The sequence below is a fragment of the Geodermatophilus sabuli genome (assembly GCF_900215145.1).
In the GTDB taxonomy this organism is placed as follows: domain Bacteria; phylum Actinomycetota; class Actinomycetes; order Mycobacteriales; family Geodermatophilaceae; genus Geodermatophilus; species Geodermatophilus sabuli.
The window spans coordinates 115,305-138,105 of sequence record NZ_OBDO01000008.1 but is presented as its reverse complement, the minus strand read 5'-3'; the positions used below and the strand labels follow the sequence as shown (position 1 = coordinate 138,105).

General features: G+C 75.5%; 20 protein-coding genes. 13 read left to right on the top strand and 7 right to left on the bottom strand.

The features are described 5' to 3' along the window. Nucleotides 1–50: 50 nt before the first annotated feature. The gene (gene ppk2 / locus CRP39_RS17790) at nucleotides 51–983 is read right to left on the bottom strand and encodes a polyphosphate kinase 2 (protein WP_097207715.1); all 933 of its coding nucleotides are present in this window, start codon (nucleotides 981–983) and stop codon (nucleotides 51–53) included. A gap of 359 nt (nucleotides 984–1,342) precedes the next feature. On the opposite strand from ppk2, the gene CRP39_RS17785 reads away from it, so the two are divergent. Then, on the top strand, nucleotides 1,343–4,396 hold the full coding sequence (locus CRP39_RS17785; protein WP_245853948.1) for a hypothetical protein: 3,054 nt from the start codon (nucleotides 1,343–1,345) through the stop codon (nucleotides 4,394–4,396). Between the two features lie 124 nt (nucleotides 4,397–4,520). Here CRP39_RS17785 and CRP39_RS17780 read toward each other — a convergent pair whose 3' ends face one another. Beyond that, nucleotides 4,521–4,889: a hypothetical protein gene (locus CRP39_RS17780; protein ID WP_097207713.1), complete on the bottom strand. Its 369-nt coding sequence runs from the start codon at nucleotides 4,887–4,889 to the stop codon at nucleotides 4,521–4,523. Nucleotides 4,890–5,126: 237 nt separating this feature from the next. Continuing rightward, nucleotides 5,127–5,417 carry a hypothetical protein gene (locus CRP39_RS17775; RefSeq protein WP_097207712.1) on the bottom strand — a complete coding sequence of 97 codons (291 nt, stop codon included), beginning with the start codon at nucleotides 5,415–5,417 and terminating at the stop codon, nucleotides 5,127–5,129. Between the two features lie 209 nt (nucleotides 5,418–5,626). Here CRP39_RS17775 and CRP39_RS17770 point away from each other — a divergent pair, with 209 nt between their 5' ends. From CRP39_RS17770 to fabG, 8 genes are all read left to right on the top strand, one after another. Next, nucleotides 5,627–5,995, top strand: coding sequence for an STAS domain-containing protein (locus CRP39_RS17770; RefSeq protein WP_097207711.1), 369 nt, complete (start codon nucleotides 5,627–5,629; stop codon nucleotides 5,993–5,995). 237 nt (nucleotides 5,996–6,232) lie between these two features. Next, entirely contained in the window at nucleotides 6,233–7,021 is a 789-nt protein-coding gene (locus CRP39_RS17765; RefSeq protein ID WP_097207710.1) for an ABC transporter ATP-binding protein, read from the top strand. Next, complete coding sequence (locus tag CRP39_RS17760) at nucleotides 7,018–7,884, top strand: ABC transporter ATP-binding protein (protein WP_245853947.1); 867 nt, start codon at nucleotides 7,018–7,020, stop codon at nucleotides 7,882–7,884. Before CRP39_RS17765 ends, CRP39_RS17760 begins: the two co-directional genes overlap by 4 nt. Further along, entirely contained in the window at nucleotides 7,881–8,771 is an 891-nt protein-coding gene (locus tag CRP39_RS17755; protein ID WP_097207708.1) for a branched-chain amino acid ABC transporter permease, read from the top strand. Before CRP39_RS17760 ends, CRP39_RS17755 begins: the two co-directional genes overlap by 4 nt. Further along, the gene (locus tag CRP39_RS17750) at nucleotides 8,764–10,002 is read left to right on the top strand and encodes a branched-chain amino acid ABC transporter permease (protein ID WP_097207707.1); all 1,239 of its coding nucleotides are present in this window, start codon (nucleotides 8,764–8,766) and stop codon (nucleotides 10,000–10,002) included. Before CRP39_RS17755 ends, CRP39_RS17750 begins: the two co-directional genes overlap by 8 nt. Continuing rightward, the gene (locus tag CRP39_RS17745; RefSeq protein ID WP_097207706.1) at nucleotides 9,999–11,243 is read left to right on the top strand and encodes an ABC transporter substrate-binding protein; all 1,245 of its coding nucleotides are present in this window, start codon (nucleotides 9,999–10,001) and stop codon (nucleotides 11,241–11,243) included. The genes CRP39_RS17750 and CRP39_RS17745 overlap by 4 nt, the downstream gene beginning before the upstream one ends. Nucleotides 11,244–11,477: 234 nt before the next feature. After that, nucleotides 11,478–12,689 carry an acetyl-CoA C-acetyltransferase gene (locus tag CRP39_RS17740; RefSeq protein ID WP_097207705.1) on the top strand — a complete coding sequence of 404 codons (1,212 nt, stop codon included), beginning with the start codon at nucleotides 11,478–11,480 and terminating at the stop codon, nucleotides 12,687–12,689. A gap of 79 nt (nucleotides 12,690–12,768) precedes the next feature. Next, nucleotides 12,769–13,542, top strand: coding sequence for a 3-oxoacyl-ACP reductase FabG (gene fabG, locus CRP39_RS17735; protein ID WP_097207704.1), 774 nt, complete (start codon nucleotides 12,769–12,771; stop codon nucleotides 13,540–13,542). A gap of 49 nt (nucleotides 13,543–13,591) precedes the next feature. On the opposite strand, the gene CRP39_RS17730 is transcribed toward fabG, so the two are convergent. Next, nucleotides 13,592–14,458: a DUF1206 domain-containing protein gene (locus CRP39_RS17730; RefSeq protein ID WP_097207703.1), complete on the bottom strand. Its 867-nt coding sequence runs from the start codon at nucleotides 14,456–14,458 to the stop codon at nucleotides 13,592–13,594. A 196-nt stretch (nucleotides 14,459–14,654) separates the two neighbouring features. Beyond that, entirely contained in the window at nucleotides 14,655–15,503 is an 849-nt protein-coding gene (locus tag CRP39_RS17725) for a DUF1206 domain-containing protein (RefSeq protein WP_097207702.1), read from the bottom strand. 93 nt (nucleotides 15,504–15,596) lie between these two features. Here CRP39_RS17725 and CRP39_RS17720 point away from each other — a divergent pair, with 93 nt between their 5' ends. The 4 genes from CRP39_RS17720 to CRP39_RS17705 all read left to right on the top strand — a co-directional run bounded on the left by CRP39_RS17720 (nucleotide 15,597) and on the right by CRP39_RS17705 (nucleotide 19,605). After that, nucleotides 15,597–16,274 (top strand): hypothetical protein, encoded by a 678-nt coding sequence (locus CRP39_RS17720; protein ID WP_097207701.1) that lies wholly within the window; start codon nucleotides 15,597–15,599, stop codon nucleotides 16,272–16,274. A gap of 79 nt (nucleotides 16,275–16,353) precedes the next feature. Further along, nucleotides 16,354–17,973, top strand: coding sequence for an SIR2 family NAD-dependent protein deacylase (locus CRP39_RS17715; RefSeq protein WP_097207700.1), 1,620 nt, complete (start codon nucleotides 16,354–16,356; stop codon nucleotides 17,971–17,973). A gap of 38 nt (nucleotides 17,974–18,011) precedes the next feature. Further along, nucleotides 18,012–19,256 carry a cytochrome P450 gene (locus CRP39_RS17710; RefSeq protein WP_097207857.1) on the top strand — a complete coding sequence of 415 codons (1,245 nt, stop codon included), beginning with the start codon at nucleotides 18,012–18,014 and terminating at the stop codon, nucleotides 19,254–19,256. A gap of 121 nt (nucleotides 19,257–19,377) precedes the next feature. After that, nucleotides 19,378–19,605, top strand: a complete 228-nt coding sequence (locus tag CRP39_RS17705; RefSeq protein ID WP_097207699.1) for a hypothetical protein — start codon at nucleotides 19,378–19,380, stop codon at nucleotides 19,603–19,605. A gap of 9 nt (nucleotides 19,606–19,614) precedes the next feature. Here CRP39_RS17705 and CRP39_RS17700 read toward each other — a convergent pair whose 3' ends face one another. Both CRP39_RS17700 and CRP39_RS17695 read right to left on the bottom strand, forming a co-directional pair. Next, on the bottom strand, nucleotides 19,615–21,912 hold the full coding sequence (locus tag CRP39_RS17700) for a HelD family protein (RefSeq protein WP_216359792.1): 2,298 nt from the start codon (nucleotides 21,910–21,912) through the stop codon (nucleotides 19,615–19,617). A gap of 123 nt (nucleotides 21,913–22,035) precedes the next feature. Further along, on the bottom strand, nucleotides 22,036–22,725 hold the full coding sequence (locus CRP39_RS17695; RefSeq protein ID WP_216359791.1) for an alpha/beta fold hydrolase: 690 nt from the start codon (nucleotides 22,723–22,725) through the stop codon (nucleotides 22,036–22,038). Nucleotides 22,726–22,801: the final 76 nt, after the last annotated feature.

The window sequence follows — 22,801 nt, the reverse complement described above, 5'->3', positions numbered from 1 at the left end:
GTCGCCGGACTCCTCTCCGGCGGCGGCCCCGTCGTCGTCCCGCCCGGCGCTCAGCGCGCCGGCAAGAGGTCCTCGCGCTCCAGGGCCTCCCGGTCGGACTCCAGAACGTCGGCCGCGGCGACGACGATGTTCGGGTCCGGCTGTCCGACGACGGACTCGTCCTTGCCGTCGTAGGGGAGCGAGCAGAGCACGAAGCGCAGCGCCTCCAGCCGGGCGCGCTTCTTGTCGTTGCTCTTGATGACCGTCCACGGCGCGTGCTCGGTGTCGGTGACGGCGAACATGGCCTCCTTGGCCGCGGTGTAGTCGTCCCACCGGTCCAGGGAGGCGAGGTCGGTGGGGGAGAGCTTCCACTGCCGCACGGGGTCGATCCGTCGCACGATGAACCGGGTGCGCTGCTCGCGCCGGGACACCGAGAACCAGAACTTGACCAGGTGGACGCCGCTGTCGACGAGCATCCGCTCGAAGTCCGGCGCCTGGCGCATGAACCGCTGGTACTGCTCGTCGGTGCAGTAGCCCATGACCCGCTCGACGCCGGCGCGGTTGTACCAGGAGCGGTCGAACAGCACGATCTCGCCGGCCGCCGGGAGGTGCTGCACGTAGCGCTGGAAGTACCACTGCGTCTGCTCGCGCTCCGACGGCTTGTCCAGCGCGACGACCGTGGCGCCGCGGGGGTTGAGGTGCTCGGTGAAGCGCTTGATCGTGCCGCCCTTGCCGGCCGCGTCCCGACCCTCGAAGAGGATCACCACCTGCTGCCCGGTGTCCTTCACCCAGCCCTGCAGCCGCAGCAGCTGGATCTGGAGCCGGCGCTTCTCCCGCTCGTACTCCCGCCGCTGCAGGCGCTCGGCGTACGGATAACCCTCGCGCCAGGTCTCGACCCGGTTGCCGTCGGGGCCGAACAGCTCGCCGTCGTCGTCCCAGTCCTCGTCGGTGTCGTCGTCCGGGAGGGCCTGCAGCCGGTACCGGGAGACGTCGATCTCGCTCACGCAGGCTCCTCGCTGGCGCTCGTCGCCGCGTTCGCGGCGCTGCTGTGTCCTCTGGCGAGCTCGCAAGCTCGCTCACCATGCTCCTCGCTGACGTTCGTCGCCGCGTTCGCGGCGCTGCTGTGTCCTCTGGTGAGCTCGCACGCTCGCTCACCATGCTCCTCGCTGGCGCTCGTCGCCGCGTTCGCGGCGCTGCTGTGTCCTCTGGTGAGCTCGCACGCTCGCTCACCATGCTCCTCGCTGGCGCTCGTCGCCGCGTTCGCGGCGCTGCTGTGTCCTCTGGTGAGCTCGCACGCTCGCTCACCGTCCTCCTCCTACCCGGTGCCGGGGCGGTGCCATGCCCCGCTGCCATGCTGACCGGCGTGTCCGACCCCTTCGCCACCGCCGGGCTCCGGCGGCGGGTGCTCGCCGCCTGGACCGACGCCCCGGCCCGCTTCCGTGAGGACGCCAACGCCGAGGAGGACCTCGTCCGCGGCGGCTACCGCGACCGCCTGGTCGTCGAGCTCGCCCAGAACGCCGCCGACGCCGCGCTCCGGGCCGGAGTCCCGGGCCGGTTGCGGCTGGAGCTCGCGGACGACGGCGCGGGCGGCGAGGTGCTGAGGGCGGCGAACACCGGTGCACCCCTGGATGCCGCCGGGGTGGAGGGGCTGGCCTCGCTGCGGGCCTCGGCGAAGCGGGACGACGTCCGGACGGTGGGCCGGTCCGTGGTCGCGGATGGGCCGACGATCCAGACCACCGGTCGTTTCGGGGTGGGCTTCGCCGCCGTGCTCGCGGTGTGCGACGAGCCGGAGGTGCACTCCACCACCGGCGGCGTGGCCTTCAATGCCGCGCGCACCCGGGCCGAGGTCGCCGGGGTGCCGGCACTGGCCGCGGAGGTGGCCCGCCGCGAGGGAGGCGTCCCGGTGCTGCGGCTGCCCTGGCCGGCGGCCGGCGCTCCGCCCGAGGGGTTCGCGACGGAGGTGGTGCTGCCGCTGCGGATGGGCTCCCGGGCCGCCGTCCGTGCCGCCCTGGAGGGGCTCGGACCGGAGCTGCTGCTCGCCCTGCCCGGGCTGGCCACCGTCGAGGTCGTCGTCGACGGGGCGCCCCGCGGCCTCGCAGTGCGAGAGCGCGGCGCGGACCCCTCCCACCTCGAGGCCGACCTCACCGACGGGGAGCGGACGACGACCTGGCGGCTGGTGCGGCGCACCGGCGAGCTCCCCGAGGAGCTGCTCGCCGACCGGCCGGTCGAGGAGCGGAGCCGCCGCGGCTACACGGTCACCTGGGCCGTCCCGCTGGACGACGACGGCTGGCCGTCGCCGCTGCCGCTGCCCCAGCGGGTGCACGCGCCCACTCCGAGCGACGAGCCGCTCACCCTCCCCGCCCGGCTGATCGCCCCCTTCCCGCTGGGCCCCGACCGGCGGCACGTGCTCCCCGGCCCGGTCACCGACGCCCTCGTCGACGTCGCCGCGGACGCCTACGCCGCACTGCTCGCCGGCCTGCCGCCCGAGGCCGGCGGGGACGCGTCGGTGCTCGCCCTGGTGCCGCGGGTCGGGCTGGCCGGCGCGGAGCTGGACGCGGCCCTGGGCACCGCGGTGCTGGACCGGCTGCGGGGAGCGGCGTGGCTGCCCGTGGCGGGGCGGGCGCGCGAGCGGCAGTCGCCCGACCGCGCGGCGGTGCTGGCCGAGGCGACCGACGCCCGGGTGGCCGTGCTCGCCGACGTCGTCCCCGGGCTGCTGCCCGCCGGCTGGTCCCGCCGCAGCGACGCCCCGGCGCTCGCGGCCCTGGGCGTGCGGCGGATCGGCACCGCCGAGGCGGTGGAGGCGGTGCGCGGCGTCACACGACCCGCGTCGTGGTGGGCGCGGCTGTACACCGCCCTGGACGGCGCCGACCGCGAGGAGCTGGCCGCCCTCCCGGTCCCGCTCGCCGACGGCCGCACCGCCCACGGCCCCGCCGGGGTGCTGCTGCCCGACGCCGGCCTCCCGGTGCAGGCGCTGGGGCCACTGGGGCTGCGGGTGGCCGACCCCGCCGCGGTGGAGCCGGCGTCGGCGCGCCGGCTCCTGGAACGGCTCGGCGCGCGGCCGGCGACCGCCGCGGGCGTGCTCGCCGACCCGGCGGTGCGGGCCGCGGTGGAGGCCTCGGTGGACGCCGTCGAGGACGGCTGGGACGCCGGCACCGACCCGGCCGCCCTCGCCACCGCGGTGCTCGCGCTCGTCGCGGCGGCCGGCACCGCGCCGGGGGAGCTGCCGTGGCTGGCCGAGCTCGCGCTGCCCGACGCCGACGGGGGCTGGGCGCCGGCGGGTGAGCTGGTGCTGCCCGCCTCGCCGTTCGCGGCCGTCCTCGCCGACGGGGCGCTGGGCACCCTGGACCCCGCCGTGGCGGCGGAGCCCGAGACGCTCCGGGCGGTCGGGGTGCTGGACGGCTTCGCGCTGGTGTCCGCCGAGGACCCCGACGACCTCGACGTCGACGGCGCACGGGAGTGGGCCGACGCCGCCCTGGACCGGCTGCCGCCAGGAGCGCCGCTGCCGTCGTGGCCGCCGGTGACCGCCGTCCGCGACCTGGAGCTGGTGGTCGACTGGCCGGGGGCGCTGCCGTTGCTGGCCGCGCTCCCGGCGCAGGCCTGGACCGACGTCGTGCTCGGCGGCGTGGCCGTGCCCGGGTACCTGCGCTGGTGGCTGTCCACCTCCCCGGTGTTGGACGGGCGCCGCCCGGACCGGGTGCGGCACCCGGACAGCACGGAGTTGCAGGGTCTGTACGGAGCGGCGCGTGCCGAGGCGGCCGTGCTGGCCCTGCTGCGGCCCCCCGCGACGGTGGACGACGTCCTCGCCGACGTCGACGGCGCGCTGGACCTCCTCGACCGCCTCGGTGATCCGCGCCGGACGGCGTCCCCCGCGGTGCTGCGCACGGTCTACGCCCGCCTCGCGCACGCGCTGGACGGGGTGGACGTCGACCCGCCGGACCGGGTCCGGGTGGCAGCGGACCGGGTGGTGCCGGCCGACGACGCGGTGGTGCTCGACGCGCCGTGGCTGCAGCCGCTGGTCGGTCGACCGCTGGTGCCGGCCGGCGGTGCGCCCGGGCCGGTGGCCGACCTGCTGGACCTGCCGCTGGCCGGTGAGGTGGTGCGCGCGACGGTGGAGAGTCACCCGGTCCGGCGCCTGGCCTGGGCGGACGTGCCGGGGGCCGGGCTGGCGGCCGCCCGCCTCGGCCGGGCTGCACTGGAGGGGTGGGTCGCGGTGCACGAGCCGCTGCGGGCGGGGGGCCGGGCGGTGCCGTGGTGGCCCGGCACGGACGTCGACCACGTGGACGGGACGCCGGCCGCGCTGGGCCGGGCGCTCGCCTGGCGGGCCGGTGCGTGGCCGCTGCGCCAGGCACTGGCGGAGGCGTTCGCCGATCCGGAGCGCACCGAGATGCTCGCCGCCGAGGACGGCATCGCGTCGTGAGGTCCGGGCCCGTACCGAGCACGCCGCCGGTCCGGGATCCGGACCGGCGGCGCGTCCCTCGGTAGCGGGTTCGTGGCCCCGGTCCCGGCCTGGGCGTGCGCCAGGTGGGGAGGACGGGGTCCTTCTACTGCCCCCAGCGCGGGACGGCCATCGCCCCGGGTGCGTGACCGTGCGCGGTGTTCGGCCGTCCCCCACCGCGGGCCGGCGCGCCCGCGGTGGGGGCGTGCCGGGTGCTGCACCAGCAGCGGTAGAGGGAGAGCCACTGGTCGACGGTGAGGGCCGAGACCCGCGCCGTCGGGGGCAGGCCCTCCTGGCGCAGCCAGCGGATGCCGGCCGTGCCGGGGAGCTGGGCGCGCAGGGTGCCGCCGAGCGCGGCCCCCGGGAGGGCGAGGACGGCGGAGGCGAGGCGGTCGAAGGCGGCGGCCTCAGGCTCCGGGAGGGTGGCGCGGGCGGTGGCGGCCGCGCCGTCGAGGGGGCGATGCGGACGTGACAAGGCAGACCTCCGGAGGAGGGCAGGGCGGCGCCGGTCAGGCGGCAGCCGTGTGCAGGGGGAGGAGGCGCCCGCCGACGGCGGGCGGGACGGCGGGGAGCCGGGGCTCGACCCGCGCTGCGTGTCGCTCGAGGGCTGGATCAGGACCGCATGGGGAGGACGCTAGGGGAGGGACGCCGGGCCGTCGAACGGTTTTCCCCTGTTCTCCGCGGGTTTCCCCGGAAACCGGCGGAGACGTGGTCAGCGGCGGGAGCGGCCGGCCTTGCGCTGCTGGTGGGCCTCCCACCGGGCGCGGTCGCGGGCCCGGGCGCCGGCGTTCTTCTCCCGCCGGGCCGCCCGCCGCCGGGCCCGTGCCAGCTCGCGTTCCTCGAAGGAGGAGTGCCGGTCCCAGTCGGCCGACAGCAGCGCGACCACCCAGGCGCACAGGCCGAGGATGGCGACGAACGCGGCGAGGACCGGGTCGAGGAGGAGGAACGCCGCCACCGAGACGGCCGCCCAGACCCCGCCCCAGACCACCAACCGCGTCGACACGACGTCCAGTATCCCCGTCGCCGGGCGGCTCCCGGTCGCGGTGCGGGCCCGGGGCAGCGGGCGTGGTCTTGATTCTGTGCGCCACGGTCCCTACGGTCGGGACAGCGGTTCAACAGTCAGCCGTCGCATCAGTGCCGGACTCCGCGCTGCGCCCCGGCTGATCCACCCGGGGTTCTCCGTACGGGTTCGCTCTCCCCGAGAGGCGTACCGTGACCGCTACCTCCATCTCGACCGGCGAGGACCTCGTCTCCATCGCCGTCTCCGCGTCTGCCGCCTCGCTCCGTCTCGTGGTCGCCGGTGAGGTCGACTCCTCGTCCGCGCCCGCTCTGCGGACCGCCGTCGACGACGCCTTCGCCGCCGGCGTCTCCGAACTGGTCGTCGACCTCGGCGCCGTGACCTTCCTCGACTCCGCGGGCCTGTGCGTCCTGGCCGGGGCGCACCGCCGGGCGGAGGAGGAGTGCGTCCGGTTGCGGGTACTCGCGTGCAACCGGGCCGTCATCCGCCCCCTGCAGATCACCGGGCTGTGGGAACTCCTCGCCGTCGAGCAGGTCGAGCCGGGGGCCGGCAGCGCCGCCTGACGACGGCTCCTCCCGCCGCCCCTGGCGGCGGTCTCTGCCGCCGCCTGACGGCGGCAGCTCCGCCACGGACCGGCGCGTTCCCGCCGTCACGTCCCCCGGACGGGGGACACAGGTCACCCGACGGTCACGACGGGCGCGATGTGCGCGGTTTCCGCCCGCCGTCCCCCTACAGTGACCGCCCATGTGCTCCAGATCACACCGCAACCTGGCGGCCGCCGTCGGTGAGCCCGCGCTCCCGTGCTGACGATCGACTCCCTCCGGGTGACGTACGGCGGCGCCGTCCAGGCGGTCCGCGGCATCTCCATGGAGGTCCCCGACGGCGCCGTCGTCGCGGTCCTGGGCAGCAACGGCGCCGGCAAGAGCACGCTGCTGCGGACCATCTCGGGCACCCTGCGGCTGCACCGGGGCCGGGTGGACGAGGGCGCCGTGCGCTTCGACGACGCCGACGTCACCCACCGGGACGCCGGGCAGATCGTGCGGCAGGGGATCGTCCAGGTCCCCGAGGGACGGCGGATCTTCGGCCGGCTCACCGTCGAGGAGAACCTGCGCGCCGGCGGGATGGGCAACCGGGACCGCGCCGCCAAGGCCGCGGCGCACGCACGGGTGCACGACCTGTTCCCCGTGCTGCGCGAGCGCGCCTCCCAGCGCGCCGGCCTGCTCTCCGGTGGGGAGCAGCAGATGCTCGCCATCGGCCGGGCGCTCATGGCCAGCCCCCGGCTCCTGCTGCTCGACGAGCCCTCGCTGGGCCTCGCCCCCCGCGTCATCGGGCAGATCGGTGAGGTCATCGCCGAGATCAACCGGCAGGGGACGTCGGTGCTGCTCGTCGAGCAGAACGCCACGATGGCGCTCGGCGTGGCCGACCGGGCCTACGTCCTCGACGTCGGACGCGTCTCCCTCTCCGGTGCGGCGGCGGAACTCGCCCGGACCGACGAGGTCCAGCGGCTCTACCTCGGTCACGGCAGCGCCGAGTCCGGGCAGCGGCCCGATCGCGGCCCGCGCCGCACCCTCTCCCGGTGGACCGCGTGACCGCCGCAGACGCCGACGGGACCCGGATCAGGTCCGACGTCCCGCCGGTGGAGGTGTCCCACGTCAGCGTCCGGTTCGGCGCGATCCGGGCGCTCAACGACGTGTCCTTCACGGTCGCCCCGGGTGCGATCCACGCGATCATCGGCCCGAACGGTGCGGGCAAGTCGACGCTGTTCAACGTGCTGTCGGGGGTCTACAAGGCCGCCGAGGGCGAGGTCCGGTTCGGCGACGCGCGACTGGACCGGATGCGGCCGTTCCAGATCGCCGGCGTCGGCGTGGCCCGGGCCTTCCAGAACATCGCCCTCTCCGGGGCGCAGACGGTGGCCGAGAACCTCATGCTGGGCCGGCACCACCTCACGAAGGCCGGGTTCCTGTCCTCGGGGCTGCGCCTGCCGCGAGCGACCGGTGAGGGGCGGCTGCACGGGGCGCGGATCCGGGAGATCGCCGAGTTCCTCGACCTCGGCGCCAAGCTGCACACCCCGGTCGGGGTGCTGTCCTACGGCGACCAGAAGCGGGTCGAGGTGGCGCGGGCGCTGTGCATCGAGCCGCGGCTGCTGCTGCTCGACGAGCCGGTCGCGGGCATGAACGCCGAGGAGACGTCCCGGATGGCCGAGGCGATCCGGGAGATCCGCTCGGCCCTGGGGATCTCGATCATCCTGGTCGAGCACGACATGGGCATGGTCATGTCCCTCGCGGACCGGGTCACCGTGCTCGACTTCGGCCGCCTCATCGCCGACGGCACCCCGGCCGAGGTCCAGCGCGACCCCGAGGTCATCCGCGCGTACCTGGGGTCCGGCGACGAGGACAACCCCGCCGACGCGGTCGCCCACCATCCCACCGAGGCCCCGGGGAGCCCGTCGTGACCCAGTTCCTGTCCCTGCTGCTCAACGGCATCTCGCTGGGCGCGATCTACGCGCTCATCGCGCTCGGCTTCGTGATCATCTTCAAGGCGAGCGAGGTGGTCAGCTTCACCCAGGGGTCGCTGCTGCTCCTCGGCGCCTACACGATCGCGCGGCTGTCCGGGCCGTACGGGTTCCTGGTCGCCGCCCTCGCCGGGATCCTGGTGACCGCGCTGGCCGCGCTCCTCATCGAGCGGCTGGTCATCAACCGGCTCCGCGGCGCCCCGGTGATCAGTCTCGCCATCGTCACGATCGGCGTCGACATCATCCTGCTGACCGAGCTGATCCGCCGGATCGGCCCCGACATCCTGAACGTCCCGCACCCGTGGGGCGGCGACTCGGTCCGCATCGGCGGCGTCGGCATCAGCCAGAACCGGTTGATCGCCATGCTCGTCGCCGGGGTGCTGATCGTCGTGTTCTTCCTGGCCTTCAAGTACTCGAGCTGGGGCGTGGCGATGCGTGCCTCCGCGGAGGACGGCGAGGCCGCGGCACTCATGGGCATCCGGCAGGGCCGGGTGTCGGCGCTGGCCTGGGTGGTCGCCGGTGTCCTCGCCGCGGTGGCCGCGCTCTTCCTGGTCGGCGCGCCCACCCCGGGGGTCAGCGCGGCCGTCTACACCGTGGCGCTGCGCGCCTTCCCGGCCGCGATCCTGGGCGGCCTGGACTCGACCGGTGGCGCCCTCGTCGGCGGGCTGCTGATCGGCATCGCCGAGGCGCTCGCGGCCGGCTACCAGGAGCAACTGTCGTTCCTGGGGCGGGGCTTCGGCGAGGTCGTGCCCTACGTCGTGATGATCATCGTCCTGCTGGTCCGCCCGTCGGGGCTGTTCGGGACCAAGGAGCTGACACGTGTCTGAGCAGACGATCCCGGACGTGCGGGGGCGGGGGAGCCGCGCCCCGGGCGGCCCCTCCTCTGCCGGGCGTCGCCGCTCGCTGCTGCGGCCGTTGCTGGTGGTCGCGCTCCTCGTCGTGCTCCTGGTGCTGCCGCTGTACGTGGAGGAGTTCTGGCTGCGCACCGGCTTCGCGGTCTTCGGGGCGATCGTGGGCGCGATCGGCCTGAACCTGCTGGTCGGGACCAGCGGGCAGCTGTCCCTGGCGCACGCGTTCTTCCTCGCGGTCGGGGCGGTCAGCTACACCTACGTCTCCGGTGAGTCCGGCGGCCTGGGCACGCGCGCCGCCCTGCGCGGGCTGGAACTGCCGCCGGTCGTCGGCCTGGTCGTCGGCGTCCTGCTCGCGGGCCTGGCCGGGCTGCTGTTCAGCCCGGTGGCGGCGCGGCTGCGCGGCATCTACCTGGGTGTGGCCTCGCTCGGGCTGGTCTTCATCGGCGTCCACCTGCTCAACACCTGGGAGCCGGTGACCGGGGGCTTCAACGGCCGGTCGGCGCCGGAGTTCTCCCTGTTCGGGTTCACCTTCGGCAACTCGGACCCGCAGCTGTTCGTCCTCGGCGTCCCCTTCCGCGAGGCCGAGCGGCTCTGGTACCTCGGGCTCGTCCTGGCTCTCGCGGCGTACGTGTTCGCCCGGAACCTGTTGCGCAGCCGACCGGGTCGGGCGCTGCAGACGCTGCGCGACAGCGAGGTGGCCGCGTCGGTCATGGGCGTCAACGTCCAGGCCTACAAGGCGCGGGTCTTCCTCGTCAGCTCGATGTACGCGGGGCTGTCCGGTGTCATGTACGCGCTGTCGATCGGCAGCATCGCGCCGGAGTCCTTCGGCCTGCTGCTGTCCATCCAGTTCCTGGCCATGATCGTCCTCGGCGGGCTCGGCTCGGTCGGCGGCGCAGCCCTGGGTGCGGTCTTCGTGACCTCGCTGCCCCTGGTCTTCCTGCAGTTCGCCGACGTCCTGCCGCTCGTCAGCGCCCCGGGCGAGGGTGGGATCGCGGCCGGCGTGGCCGCCCGCTTCCTCTACGGCCTGGCGATCGTGCTCGTCATCCTCTTCGAGCCCGGCGGCCTGGCCGGGCTCGCCCACCGCTTCCGACGACGGGGTCGCGATCCCGGCGGAGGAGATCGTCCGGGCCCGTCACCGGGCCCGGACGACAGTCCCACCAGCCCCGTCCCATCCGATCGACCGGCACGAGGGAGCAACAGCACATGAGAGCAGGCAAGCAGGTGCGCGGGGTGGCGGTCCTCGCCGCCGCCGTGGTCGTGACGGCCGCCGGCTGCAGCACGAAGGCGCCGGACAGCGGTGGCGGTGGTGGTGGCGGCGGCGAGGCGGGCGACGTCGCGACCGACATCGGCATCGAGGGCACGACCATCAGGCTGGGCGTCCTCACCGACCTGACCGGTGTCTTCGCCGCACTGGGCCAGGACATCACCAACGGCAACACCCTGTACTGGCAGGGCAACCAGGTCTGCGGCACCTATGACGTGGAACTCGACGTCCAGGACACCGGCTACGTGCCCCAGACCGGGGTGCAGCTGTACAGCGGGATGAAGGACAACGTGCTCGCGATGCAGCAGACGATCGGGTCGCCGATCAACACCGCACTCGCCCCCGAGTACGAGGCCGACACGATCGTCAACTTCCCGTCGGCGTGGGCCCGGACGCTCACCGAGATCCCCGGTACCGGGGTCCTCGGCGCGACCTACGACGTGGAGATCGCCAACGGCTACCAGTACCTCTTCGACCAGGGACTGCTGCAGGACGGGGCCACCGTCGGGCACATCTACTTCGAGGGTGAGTACGGGGAGAACGGCCTGGCCGGCAGCGAGGCGGTGGCGGAGGCGCGCAACCTCACGGTGATCCCCGCGCAGATCAAGTCCACCGACCAGGACATGTCCGCGCAGATCACCCAGTTCGCCGCGGCGGGCGTCGACGCCATCGTGCTGACCGTCGCCCCCGCGCAGACCGCCTCGGCGGCGGCAGTGGCCTCGGCCCAGGGGCTCAACGTGCCGATCCTGGGCAGCAACCCGGTCTTCGCGCCCGGCCTCCTGCAGGGCCCCTCGGCCCAGGCGCTGAGGGACAACCTGTACGTCTCCTCGCCGATCACGGCCTGGGACGCGCAGCCGGAGCTGCTGGAGCAGTACCAGCAGGCCTACCCGAACACCACGCCCAGCCTGGGCGCGATCTTCGGGTACGCCATGGGCGACGTGATGAACCAGGTGCTGGACGCCGCCTGCGAGAGCGGCGACCTGACCCGCGAGGGGGTGCTGGCCGCCTTCGGTGAGCTCACCGAGATCGACACCGAGGGGCTGCTCGTGCCGATCCAGGCCTTCGAGACCGGGGTGTCACCGAGCACGCAGAGCTTCATCCTGCGGCCGGCCGACGTCCCCGGCGGGGCCCAGGTCGTGGAGGACGCCTTCGAGGGGGAGATCGCGACCGAACTCGCCGGCTGACCGTGCCCTGACCCCGCACGACTCCGCGGCGGCCGGTCCCTCGCAGCGGCGAGGGGCCGGCCGCCGTCGTCGTGCAGTGCGTAGGCCCCTGCCCGGCGGGAGGCGGAGAGGAGGAGACTCGGGGCGCTGACGTGGCCTGACGACAGCCCCGGGAGCATCGCAGCGATCAACGAGCGAGGAGCTCACCGGGGCGCGGAGCAGGCCTGGTGGACACAGACCGACGAGGAGGACCCCGTGCGTGATGCGGTCATCTGCGAGCCCCTGCGGACCCCGGTGGGCGGCTTCGGCGGCTCACTCCGCGACGTACCCGTGCAGGAGCTGGCTGCCACGGTGATCCGCGCGGTCATGGAGCGCACCGGGCTGCCGCCGGAGTCGGTGGACGACGTCCTGCTGGGCCACTGCTACCCGACGATGGAGGCCCCGGCGCTGGGCCGGGTCGCCGCGCTGGACGCCGGCCTGCCGGTCACCGCCTCGGGCCTGCAGATCGACCGGCGCTGCGGCTCGGGCCTGCAGGCGGTCGTCTACGCCGCGATGCAGGTGCAGTCCGGCGCCGCCGACGTCGTGCTGGCCGGGGGTGCGGAGTCGATGAGCAACGCGCCGTTCTACTCGACCGCGATGCGCTGGGGGGTCAAGGCCGGGCCGGGTGTCCTGCTCAACGACGGCCTGGCCCGCGGCCGGGTGACCGCCGGCGGCCAGAACCACCCGGTGCCCGGCGGGATGCTGGAGACCGCGGAGAACCTGCGGCGCGAGTACGGGATCGGCCGCGCCGAGCAGGACGAGTACGCCGTTCGCAGCCACCAGCGCGCCGCCGCCGCCACCGAGGCCGGCCGGTTCGCCGACGAGATCGTGCCGGTGACGGTCAAGCAGCGGAAGGGCGAGGTGGTCGTCGACCGCGACGAGCACATCCGCCCGGACTCCTCGGTCGAGACGCTGGCCAGGCTGCGCCCGATCATGGGCAGGGACGACCCGGACGCCACCGTCACCGCCGGCAACGCCAGCGGTCAGAACGACGGCGCGGCGATCGCGATCGTCACCACCCCGGAGAAGGCCGCCGAGCTCGGCCTCCGCCCGCTGGCGAAGCTGGTGTCGTGGGGCGTCGGCGGCGTGCCGCCGAAGACGATGGGCATCGGCCCGGTGCCGGCCACGGCCAAGGCGCTGGCGCTGGCCGGCGTCAAGCTCGCCGACGTCGACCTGATCGAGCTCAACGAGGCGTTCGCCAGCCAGGTGCTCGCCGTCGCGCGCGAGTGGGGCTTCACCGACGCCGACTGGGAGCGCACCAACGTCAACGGCTCGGGCATCTCGCTGGGGCACCCGGTCGGCGCCACCGGCGGCCGCATCCTCGCCACCCTGCTGCGCGAGATGCAGCGCCGCGACGCCCGCTACGGCCTGGAGACGATGTGCATCGGCGGCGGGCAGGGCCTCGCCGCGCTCTTCGAGCGGGTGTAGCCGCTCCGGTTCCTCGCGCGCGGGTCGGGGCTCCGGGCAGGATGCGCCGGGAGCCCCGACCAGCCGAGGAGAGCCGACCATGAGCCAGTCCGGTCCCGTCGAGCAGTCCCGCGTCGCGATCGTCACCGGCGCCGCCCGCGGGATCGGCGCCGCCACCGCCCGGCGGCTGGCCGCCGACGGGTTCGCCGTCGCGGTGCTCGACCTGCGGGAGGACGACGCCGCCGAGACCGTGGCCGCGATCGAGGCCGCCGGCGGCCGGGCGCTGGCCGTCGGTGCCGACGTGGGCGATGCCGGGCAGGTGCGGGCCGCCGTCGACCGGGTCGCCACCGAGCTCGGCCCGCCCGTGGTGCTGGTGAACAACGCCGGCGTCACCCGGGACAACCTGCTGTTCAAGATGACCGACGCCGACTGGGATCTGGTCGTGCACGTGCACCTGCGCGGCTCGTTCCTCATGACCCGCGCGGTGCAGGAGCACATGGTCGACGCCGGGTGGGGCCGGATCGTGAACCTGTCCAGCACCTCGGCGCTGGGCAACCGGGGGCAGGCCAACTACTCGGCGGCCAAGGCCGGGCTGCAGGGCTTTACCAAGACCCTCGCCGTCGAGCTGGGGCGGTTCGGCGTCACGGCCAACGCCGTCGCGCCCGGGTTCATCGTCACCGAGATGACCCGCGCGACGGCCGCCCGCCTCGGCCGGGACTGGGACGAGTACGTCGCCGAGCGCGCCGCGGCGATCCCGGTCAACCGCGCCGGGGTGCCCGAGGACATCGCGCACACCGTCTCGTTCCTCGTCAGCGAGGGCGCCGGCTTCGTCTCCGGCCAGGTCGTCTACGTCGCCGGCGGCCCCCGGAACTGACGAGGCACCCCCCGTGTCGGTTTCCGCGGAAACCGACACGGAGGGGGCCTCAGGACGACGGGTCGCGGTCGGGGTAGCGGGCGCGGGCCAGCGCGTAGACGCCGAACGCGGCGAACCCGGCAGCCACACCGGTCAGCAGCCACGGCCCGGCGCCGACCCCGGCGATCGCGGTCATGGCGCCGTCCAGGCCGGTGGCGGTGGAGACGTCGGCGGAGGTCGCCGCCCGCCACAGCAGCACGCCGACCAGGCCGAAGGCGATCCCCTTCGCGGCGTAGCCGATCCGGCCGACGACCTCGATGACCGGCTCCCAGCGGTCGGGGGCGGCCGGCAGGTCGATGTCCTTCATGAAGCCGCCGGTGACGCCGCGGGCGACGCTGTAGAGCCCCACGGCGACCACGCCCGCCGCGACGCCGGCGACGAGCACGGGACCGGCGGGTACCTCCAGGGTCTCGCCGGTCAGCTCGCGCAGGCGTTCGTCGGCCTGGTAGTCCGCGCCCACCGCGAACAGCAGGGCGGTGACCCCGAGGACGGCGTAGACCGCGGCCTTGGTCAGGCAGCGTGCGCAGACCAGCGCCGTCCGGCGGCGGTGTGTGGCGTCGAGCAGGCCGTGCCACCACAGCAGCACCTCGCCGGCCTGCCACAGCGCCAGGGCTCCCAGCCCCAGCCCGATCAACCAGAGCAGGGCCAGCCCGCCGGGGGAGCCGGCGACCGTCTGCAGCGCACCGGTCTGGTCGGCGTCGGCACCGCCGGCGCCCCGGGCCAGCTGCAGCGCCAGCCAGCCGATGAGCAGGTGCACCACGCCGTAGGCGACGAGCCCGATCCGGGCCACCGCCTCCAGCACCGGGTGGTCGGTGACCTCCCGGGCGTGCGTGATGACCCGGTGGACGCGGTCGAGCAGTGAGCGGGCCGTCGGCACCGGTCGATCGTGCCCGAGGGCCCCGTCCAGGGCATCGCCGCGAGCTTGCGAGCGGTCGAACGGCCCCGTCCAGGGCACCGCCGCGAGCCTGCGAGCGGTCGAACGGCCCCGTCCAGGGCACCGCCGCGAGCCTGCGAGCGGTGGGGAGGACGGGGTCCTTCTGGGGGTCCTTCTGGGTCCTTCTCTGGGTCCTCCCTCAGGTCCGCTCGGGGAAGCGCGCACGGACGAAGCAGAAGGCCCCGAACGCGGCGATGCCGAGCGCGACGAGGGTCAGCAGCACCTGGCCGAACGGGGCGTCGAGGACGGTGCGCAGCGCGCCGTCCAGACCGGAGGCCTTGGCGGGGTCGTAGGTGACCGCCGCCCAGACCAGCAGCCCGCCGACCAGGCCGAGCGCCACCCCCTTGGCGGGGAAGCCGATCAGGCCCAGCTTCTCGACGAGCCGGCGGGTCCCGGCCGACGCCTGCGCGAGGTCGAGCTGCTTGAGGAAGCGCCTCGAGACGCCCTTGTAGACGTGGTAGACGCCGACGCCGATCACGACCAACCCCACCAGGCCGACCAGCCACCGGCCGGCGGGCCAGCTGAAGACGCCGGCGGTCTGCTGTTGCTGGGACTGTGCGCTGGACTGCCCGCTGCCCGAGGCGAAGCGGATGGCGAGCACGGCCAGCGCGGCGTAGACGATCGCCCTGGCCACCGACTTGACGATCTTGGTGACCGCCTTCTTGCGGGCGTCCCCGGACGCCGACAGCCGGCCGCGCCAGCGCAGCACCTCGGCGGCCTGCCAGACGGCGAGCGCGATCAACCCGATGGCGAGCACCCACAGCAGTGGCTTGCCCAGCGGCTGCTCGGCCAGCGTGGCCAACGCCCCGGACTGGTCGGCCGACTGGCCGCCGCCGCCCCAGGCCAGCTGCAGCGCCAGCCAGGCGAGCAGCAGGTGGACCACGCCGTAGGCGATGAGGCCCACCCGGGCCAGGTTCTCGAGGGCGTCGCTGTTGCCCGCCCGGTCGGCCGCGCCCGCGGCCGACCCCATCGTCCCGCGCCCGCTCATGGCCGGCTCCTTCCACCACCCGTGGGGGAGTCAGCGTGGCACAGGACGTGCTCCGCCGCTGGTCGGAGCGGTGTAGCGGTCAGGACCGGCACCGTGGCCGGTTCCCCGGGGGCGGACGGCCGGGCGTGGGGGACACTGGCACCCGTGGTGAACGGCGGATCGGTGTTGACAGCGGAGCGGACGACCCCCGAGGCGGCCCGCCGGACGTGGCCGCAGTGGCTGGCCGGAGGGCTCGCGCTGGTCGTCGTCGCGATGGTCTCGGTGTTCTGGGACGGTGGGGGTGCGCGCCTGCTGCTCGGCGTGACCGGGGTGCTGACCGCTGCCCGCGGCCTGCTGCTGGCCCGTGCCGCGGGGCGCAGCCGCGGCCTGGGTGCGGCGCTCGCCGTCGGAGGGCTGGCGGCCGTGGCCGTCGCCGTGCTGTCCGCGGGCGCGGCCGGCTGGGTGCTGCTGGGCGCGGTGCCGCTCGGGCTGCTGACGGGGGCGCTGGTGCTGCTGGCCCGCGGGGGCGCCGTCCGCCGCAACGCGCAGGCCGCGCTGGTGTGGGCCGCGCTGGTCACCGGCCTGCTGGTCGTCACCGGCGTCGCCACGACGTGGAGCCGCGCCGCCGACGGGGCCACGGTGGTGGCCGCGCTCGCCGTCGGCCTGCTCGGCGTGTTCCTGGTGGTCGGCGCGTTCCAGCTGCGGACCCTGGCCGCGCAGCCGCCGGCGCCGGTCCGGCCGGCCGGCTGCGCCAACTGTGCCTGTGGCGCGGGGGGATGCGGCACCGCCTGACCGGCCCGACCTGACCGGCCCGTCGGGACGTCCGGTCCCGTTCCGGTTACCGGGCGGGGGAGCGGGCAAGCCCCGATGCGTGAGTGGACACGTCTTCGTCGTCGGAGCGGACCTCCGCCGGCTGGTGTGTGACGACGTCCTGGTGCCGACCGACCGCTCGCTGCGGGTGAGCACGGGCTGGCGGGAGCTGCTGCCGGCCGACCTGGTGGTCAACGAGGACGACGCCGGCCTCTGCCTGGATCTGGGCTGGGACAGCGACGAGCGGGTGCGGGCGGTGCCCGGGGACGAGCCGCGCCGGCTGTGGCTGGTCGACACGGTGGACGACGGCGAGCGCGACTCCGACGACGCGCTGCCGTGGTTGCTGGACGGTGCCCGGGAGGCGCTGGCTGCGGTCGCCCGGCGGGAGGTGACCACGCCGGTGCACGGCCGGGCCCGCCGCCTGGTCGCCCTGCCCGCGCTCGGCACCGGCTGGGGGGCGGCCGCCGGCCGGCGCGGCACGCTGCTGCAGCAGCTACTGCCCGTGCTCCGCGTGGCCGCCGCGGAGCACGGGTTCGACGTGGCGCTGGTCCTGCACGGGCCCAGCGACCTCGCCGCCGCCCAGCGGGTGCGCCGCGGCGGGGAGGACACCTGGGACCTGCCGCAGCACCTGCGGGACCTCGCCGACGACCTCGGCGAGCGGGCCCGCCGCGGGCAGCTGGCCGCGTTCGTCGGCGCCGGGGTGAGCGCGGCGGCCGGCCTGCCCACCTGGGAGCAGCTGCTCACCGAGCTGGCCGAGCAGTCGGGCCTGGACGGCGGCCTGCGGAAGGGCCTGGCCCGCCTGCCCGCCCAGGACGCCGCGGCGCTGCTCGCCCGCGAGCTGGGGCGCGAGCAGCTGGAGTCCTACGTCGAGGAGCGGTTCGGCCCCACCCGGTACGCGCTGGCGCACGCGCTGATCGCCGACCTGCCGGTGCAGGAGTTCGTCACCACCAACTACGACCCGCTGGTGGAGCTCGCCGCCGCCGACATCGGCCGGGACCTCTCGGTGCTGCCCTTCGACGACGCCGAGCCCGGCCGCCCCTGGCTGCTCAAGTTGCACGGGGACGCGGCGCACCCGGAGAGCATCGTGCTGACCCGCGAGGAGTACCTGCAGTTCGGCGACTCGCGGGCCGCGCTGGCCGGGGTGCTGCACTCGCTGCTGCTCACCCGGCACGTGCTCTTCGTCGGCACCTCGATGCAGGACGACGACCTGATCCGCATCGCCCACCAGGTGCGCACCGCCATCCAGGCACCCGGAGCCGCGCCCCGCCGGCGCAGCGGCACGGTGCTCGCGCTGCGGGAGGACCCGGCGCGGGCCCGGCTGTGGGAGCAGGACGTCGAGACCGTCGCCATGTCGCCCGCGGACACCCCCGCGGCGGAGGCGGCCCGCCTGCTCGAGGTGCTGCTGGACCTGATCGGCTGCCTGTCGACCCCGCCGACCGGCTACCTGCTCGACCCCGCCTACCGCGGGCTGCTCAACGAGGAGGAGCGGGCGCTGGCCGAGGCGCTGGGTGCGGTGGAACAGGCGATGCCGGCGGAGACGGGCACGTCGGCGACGGGGGAGGTGGCCGCGCTGCTGCGCCGGCTCGGCTCACCGGCGTGCGGGGGCGGTCGCGAGCCGGCACCGGCGGACGGCGCGACCGACGTCGAGGACGACCGGCTCCAGCGGCAGCGCCCGGGGTGAGGGTTGAGGCGGGGCCCCGGCTGGGCACGGTCCCCGCCATGCGCCGTCCCCGCCTCGACAACAGCGTCCGGTTGTTCACCCAGGGCTACGCCTGGCTGCCCGACAAGCGGCGGGCGCTGGGGCGGCGCACCGTGCCCACCCGGCTGGGCGGCCTGCCGGTGTTCGGCATCGAGGGTCCGGAGGCGGCCCGGTTCCTCTACGACGAGGACCACGTCCGCCGGGCGCACGCCATCCCCGAACCGGTGCAGGGGACCCTGTTCGGCAAGGGGGCGGTGCACACCCTCGACGGGCACGAGCACCGGGTGCGCAAGGCGATGTTCGTGGCCCTGCTCATGGACGACGACCGCATCGCGCCGCTGGTCGAGGGGGTCACCGCCGCGTGGGACGCCGCGGTGCCCGGCTGGGTCCGGCGGGAACAGGTCGTGCTGTTCGAGGAGGCTCGGGTCGTGCTGACCCGGGCGGTCTGTGACTGGGCCGGCGTCCCGCTCCCCGAGGACGAGGCGCCCGCGGTGGCGCGTGACCTGACCGCGCTGGTCGACGGCTTCGCCACGGGCGGGCCGCGGCACTGGCGCGCCCGGCGGGCCCGCGGCCGGCGCGAGGCGTGGCTGGCCCGGCTGGTCGACGACGTGCGCAGCGGCGCGGCGACCACGCCCCAGGGTTCGGTGGTGGACGTCGTCGCGCGGCACCGGGACGCCGACGGCGAGCACCTCGACCCGCACGTGGCGGCGGTGGAGCTGCTCAACGTCATCCGCCCGACGGTCGCGATCAGCTGGTTCGTGGCGTTCTCCGGGCACGCGCTGGTCCGGTGGCCGCGGTACCGCAAGCAGCTGGCCGGGGGCGACCCGGCGTTCGCCGAGGCCTGGGCCCACGAGGTGCGGCGGTTCTACCCGTTCGCGCCGTTCATCGGCGGCCGGGCACCGCAGGCGGTCGAGTGGGACGGCGAGCGGATCCCGGCGGGCGCGATGGTGCTGCTCGACCTCTACGGGCAGGACCACGACGCCGACCTGTGGGGCGATCCCTACACCTTCCGGCCCGAGCGGTTCCTCGACCGGGAGCGGGAGATCGGCGCCTTCGAGCTGGTGCCCCAGGGCGCCGGTGACCCGCGCACCAACCACCGCTGCCCGGGTGAGCAGGTCACCGTGGCGGTGCTGTCGGCGCTGGCGGTCCGGCTGGCCCGTCTCGACGTGGAGGTGCCCGAGCAGGACCTCCGGATCTCACTGCGGCGGATCCCCGCCCTACCGGCCAGCGGCATGGTGCTCCGGGTGCACGGCACCTCCGGGTGACCGCCACCGGACGGTCACGCTGCGTGGTGGGCACGCCGCGGCCGGATCCGGGCCGGGTCGGTCCGTGGTCTGATCGGGCCGGTCGCGCTGGGGGAGAGCGCACCGCTGGGGGAGGTACGGCATGGGCAGGTGGCTGGCACCGCTGGTCGGCGTCGTCGGGTTGCTGATGCTCGTGGTCGGTCTGGTCTGGGCCGAGATCGACGTCGCCACCACCGGCGGCATGGGGCTGGTCGGTCTCGGCGTGCTCGTGCTGCTCGGCGCCGTCCTCATCGCCGGCGCGCACGAGGGCCTCACCCAGCTGGCCCGGCGCCGCCATCGCGCCGCCGGGCACCCGGCCCGCCGGTACTGACCCGCCCGCTCAGGCCAGGCGGGCCAGCTCCGCGGGCAGCGGGCCGGGGGAGAGCACCCCGAGCCGCTGCGTGGAGCGGGTGAGCGCGACGTAGAGGTCGTTGTGCCCGCGCACCCCCTCGTCGAGGACCGCCTGCGGGTCGACGACGAGCACCGCGTCGAACTCCAGCCCCTTGGCCTCGGTCGGGGTGATCACCACCGGACCTCGTGAGGAGTCGGCCTCGGGACCGGAGGAGACGCCGTCCACCCGCTGGGCGACCGCGGCGGCCACCTCCGCGACCCGGCTCGCCGGCACGACGACCGCGGTGGTGCCCTCGTGCGCCGTCCACCCCGCCACCACGTCGGCGACCCGGCCGGCCAGCGCGTCGGCGCCGATCACCTCGGCCCACGGCGTCTCGGTGCCGGGCCGGACCGACCGCGGGGCGGTCGCGCCGGTGCCGCCGGCGGCGAGGACGTCGCCGGCGACGGCCATGATCTCGGCCGGCGTGCGGTAGTTGACGGTCAGCTCCTCCAGCCGCCACGCGCTGCCGACGTGCGGTTCCAGCGTCTCCGCCCACGCCGACGCCCCGGCCAGCGTGCCGGTCTGTGCCAGGTCGCCGACGGCGGTCATCGAGCGGGTCGGGCAGCGGCGGACCAGCAGCCGCCAGGCCATGGGGGAGAGCTCCTGCGCCTCGTCGACGACGACGTGGCCGAAGGTCCAGGTGCGGTCGGCGGCGGCCCGCTCGGCGGTGGTGCGGGTGTCGACCGTCTGGTGCCGCTCGGCCAGCTCCTCGGCGCCGATGAGGTCGCCGGCGCTGAGCACCTCGGCCTCCAGGTGCTCGTCCTCGAGGTCGACCGACCGCGAGCCGTGCAGCACGTCGAGGGTCTCCTGGGCCTCGGCCAGCCGGCGGCGGCGGTCCCGCTCGGCGCGGGCGCGCTGGGCGCTGTCGTCGAAGCCGAGCAGCTCCTCGGCCTCCTCCAGCAGTGGGACGTCGGCCGGCGTCCACGGCGCGGACCGCGCCCGGTGCAGCAGCACCCGCGTGGCGGCGTCCCACCCCGGGGTGGCGCGCTCGATCCGGGCCGGGTCGGCGTAGAGGTCGCGCAGCAGCCGCTCGGGGGTGAGCACCGGCCACAGCTCCTCGACCAGCGCCCGGACGGCGTGGTCGTCGGCGACCTCCTTGCGCAGCGCGGCGACGTCCTCCCCGTCGAGCAGGTTGACCCCGCCGCGGACGTCGGCGCCGATCCGCTCCGCGTAGCGCTTGGCCAGGGTGTCGACGATGCGGCGGGCGAACTCGGGGCGGGCGAGGTTGTGCAGCCGGTCGGCCTTGCGGGCGGCGTTCTGGGCCCGCCGGACGTCGATCGGCCGCAGCCGCAGCGCGAAGCCGTCGATGGTGATCTCGCGGGGCCCGTCGGGCACGACCTGCCGGTCGGTGACGGCGGCCCGCAGCACGTCCACCATCTCCAGCCGGCCCTTGACCGCGGCCACCTCCGGTGCCTCGACCCCGCGGGCGTCCAGGCCGGGGCGCAGCTGGCCCAGCCCGGACAGCAGCACGCCGGTCTCGCCGAGGGAGGGCAGCACGTCGGCGATGTAGCGCAGGAACGTCGGCGTCGGGCCGACGACGAGCAGGCCGCGGCGGGCCAGCCGCTCGCGGTGGGTGTAGAGCAGGTAGGCCGCCCGGTGCAGGGCGACCGCGGTCTTGCCGGTGCCCGGCCCGCCCTGGACGACGAGGACGCCGCGGTCGTCGGCGCGGATGATGCGGTCCTGCTCGGCCTGGATGGTGCGGACGATGTCGGTCATCCGGCCGGTGCGGGCGGTGTCCAGCGCGGCCATGAGCGCGGCCTCGCCGGTGAGGCCGGAGGTCGCGACCCCGCCGGTGAGCACCTCGTCGTCGAGCCGGACGACGGTGCGCCCTCGGGTGCGGATGTGCCGCCGCCGGTCCACGCCCAGCGGGTGCACCGGGGTGGCGGTGTAGAAGGGGCGGGCCGCGGGTGCCCGCCAGTCGACCAGGGCGGGGTCGCCGCCGGCGTCGTCGGCGGCCAGGCCGATCCGGCCGATGTAGAGCGGGCCGTCCTCGCGGCGGTCGATCCGGCCCACGCACAGGCCGGCCTCCGCCGCGTCGAGGGCGGTGACCCGCTCGGTCTGGAACCGCACGGTGGCGTCGCGCTCCTGCAGGGCCTGCGGGTCGACCGCGGGCCAGGAGATGGCCTGCTTCAGCCGGTGCGCCGCCAGGTCACGGGCGGCGTCGAGTCGGCCGTAGAGCTCCTTCACGTACTGCTGTTCGGCGTCGATGTCCGGATGGGGAACGACCTCGGGCTGCGTCGTCGGCACTGCGCTCTCTCTGTCGGCGTCGTCCTGATCGGAGAACAGGCACGGGACAAGGCAAACGCCCATGGTGCCCCCGCATTCCCGTCCGTGGCGGCAGGCGCTCCCGCGCGACCTCGCGGAGCCAGGTCACAGCTCGTCCAGGTACGCCACCAGACGGCCGGCGAGCTCGGCCGGCCGGCTCAGCGCGACCAGGTGCCCGCCGGGGACCTCGTCGACCGGCAGCCCCAGCCGCTCGGCGGCCACCCGCCGCTGGAAGGCCACCGGGAAGAAGCGGTCGTCGCGGCCGGCCAGCACGCGGGTGGGGACGTCCGGCCACCGGTCCAGCGGCCAGGGGTCGGCGAACGGCGTCCCGGACTGGTCGGCCGGCGCCGGGCCGCCGGCCAGGACCTCGGCCGGGACGTCGTGGGTGAAGGCGGCGTCGAGGTCGTCGGGGTCGTACGGCCGGCCGTCGTCCCGGGCCGCCTGCGCCCGGGCCTCCGCCTGCCCGGTGGCCGCCCACCACTCCCCGCCGCTCTCACCCGGCCGCGGCACCATCGCGTTGAGCAGGACCAGCAGGTCGACCGGCACACGGGTGCAGACCAGGGGCGCGGTGAGCCCGCCCATCGACTGGGCGACGACGACCAGCGGCCGGGTGGGGGTGTCGCCGAGCGCGTCGAGGACCACCTGCGTGTACCGGGGGAGTCCGGCGGCGTCGTCCGCGGCGGGCAGCTCGACCGGTACGGCGGCACAGCCGCGCCGCTCCAGCTCGGGCACCAGCCGGTGCCAGTACCAGGCCTGCCCGCCGGCGCCGGGCACGAGGACGAAGGTGGCGCGCACGTCGTGGGGACTCCCCGCGCGGCCGGGACTCATCGCCGCCCGCCGGCCGCATCCGAGGTCACAGACGCCGATCAGG

Excerpts from the sequence above, each read along its gene's own strand:
- CRP39_RS17710 (WP_097207857.1), top strand. The coding sequence starts at position 18,012 with ATGCGCCGTCCCCGCCTCGACAACAGCGTCCGGTTGTTCACCCAGGGC.
- CRP39_RS17725 (WP_097207702.1), bottom strand. The coding sequence starts at position 15,503 with ATGAGCGGGCGCGGGACGATGGGGTCGGCCGCGGGCGCGGCCGACCGG.
- CRP39_RS17745 (WP_097207706.1), top strand. The coding sequence starts at position 9,999 with ATGAGAGCAGGCAAGCAGGTGCGCGGGGTGGCGGTCCTCGCCGCCGCC.
- CRP39_RS17705 (WP_097207699.1), top strand. The coding sequence starts at position 19,378 with ATGGGCAGGTGGCTGGCACCGCTGGTCGGCGTCGTCGGGTTGCTGATG.
- fabG (WP_097207704.1), top strand. The coding sequence starts at position 12,769 with ATGAGCCAGTCCGGTCCCGTCGAGCAGTCCCGCGTCGCGATCGTCACC.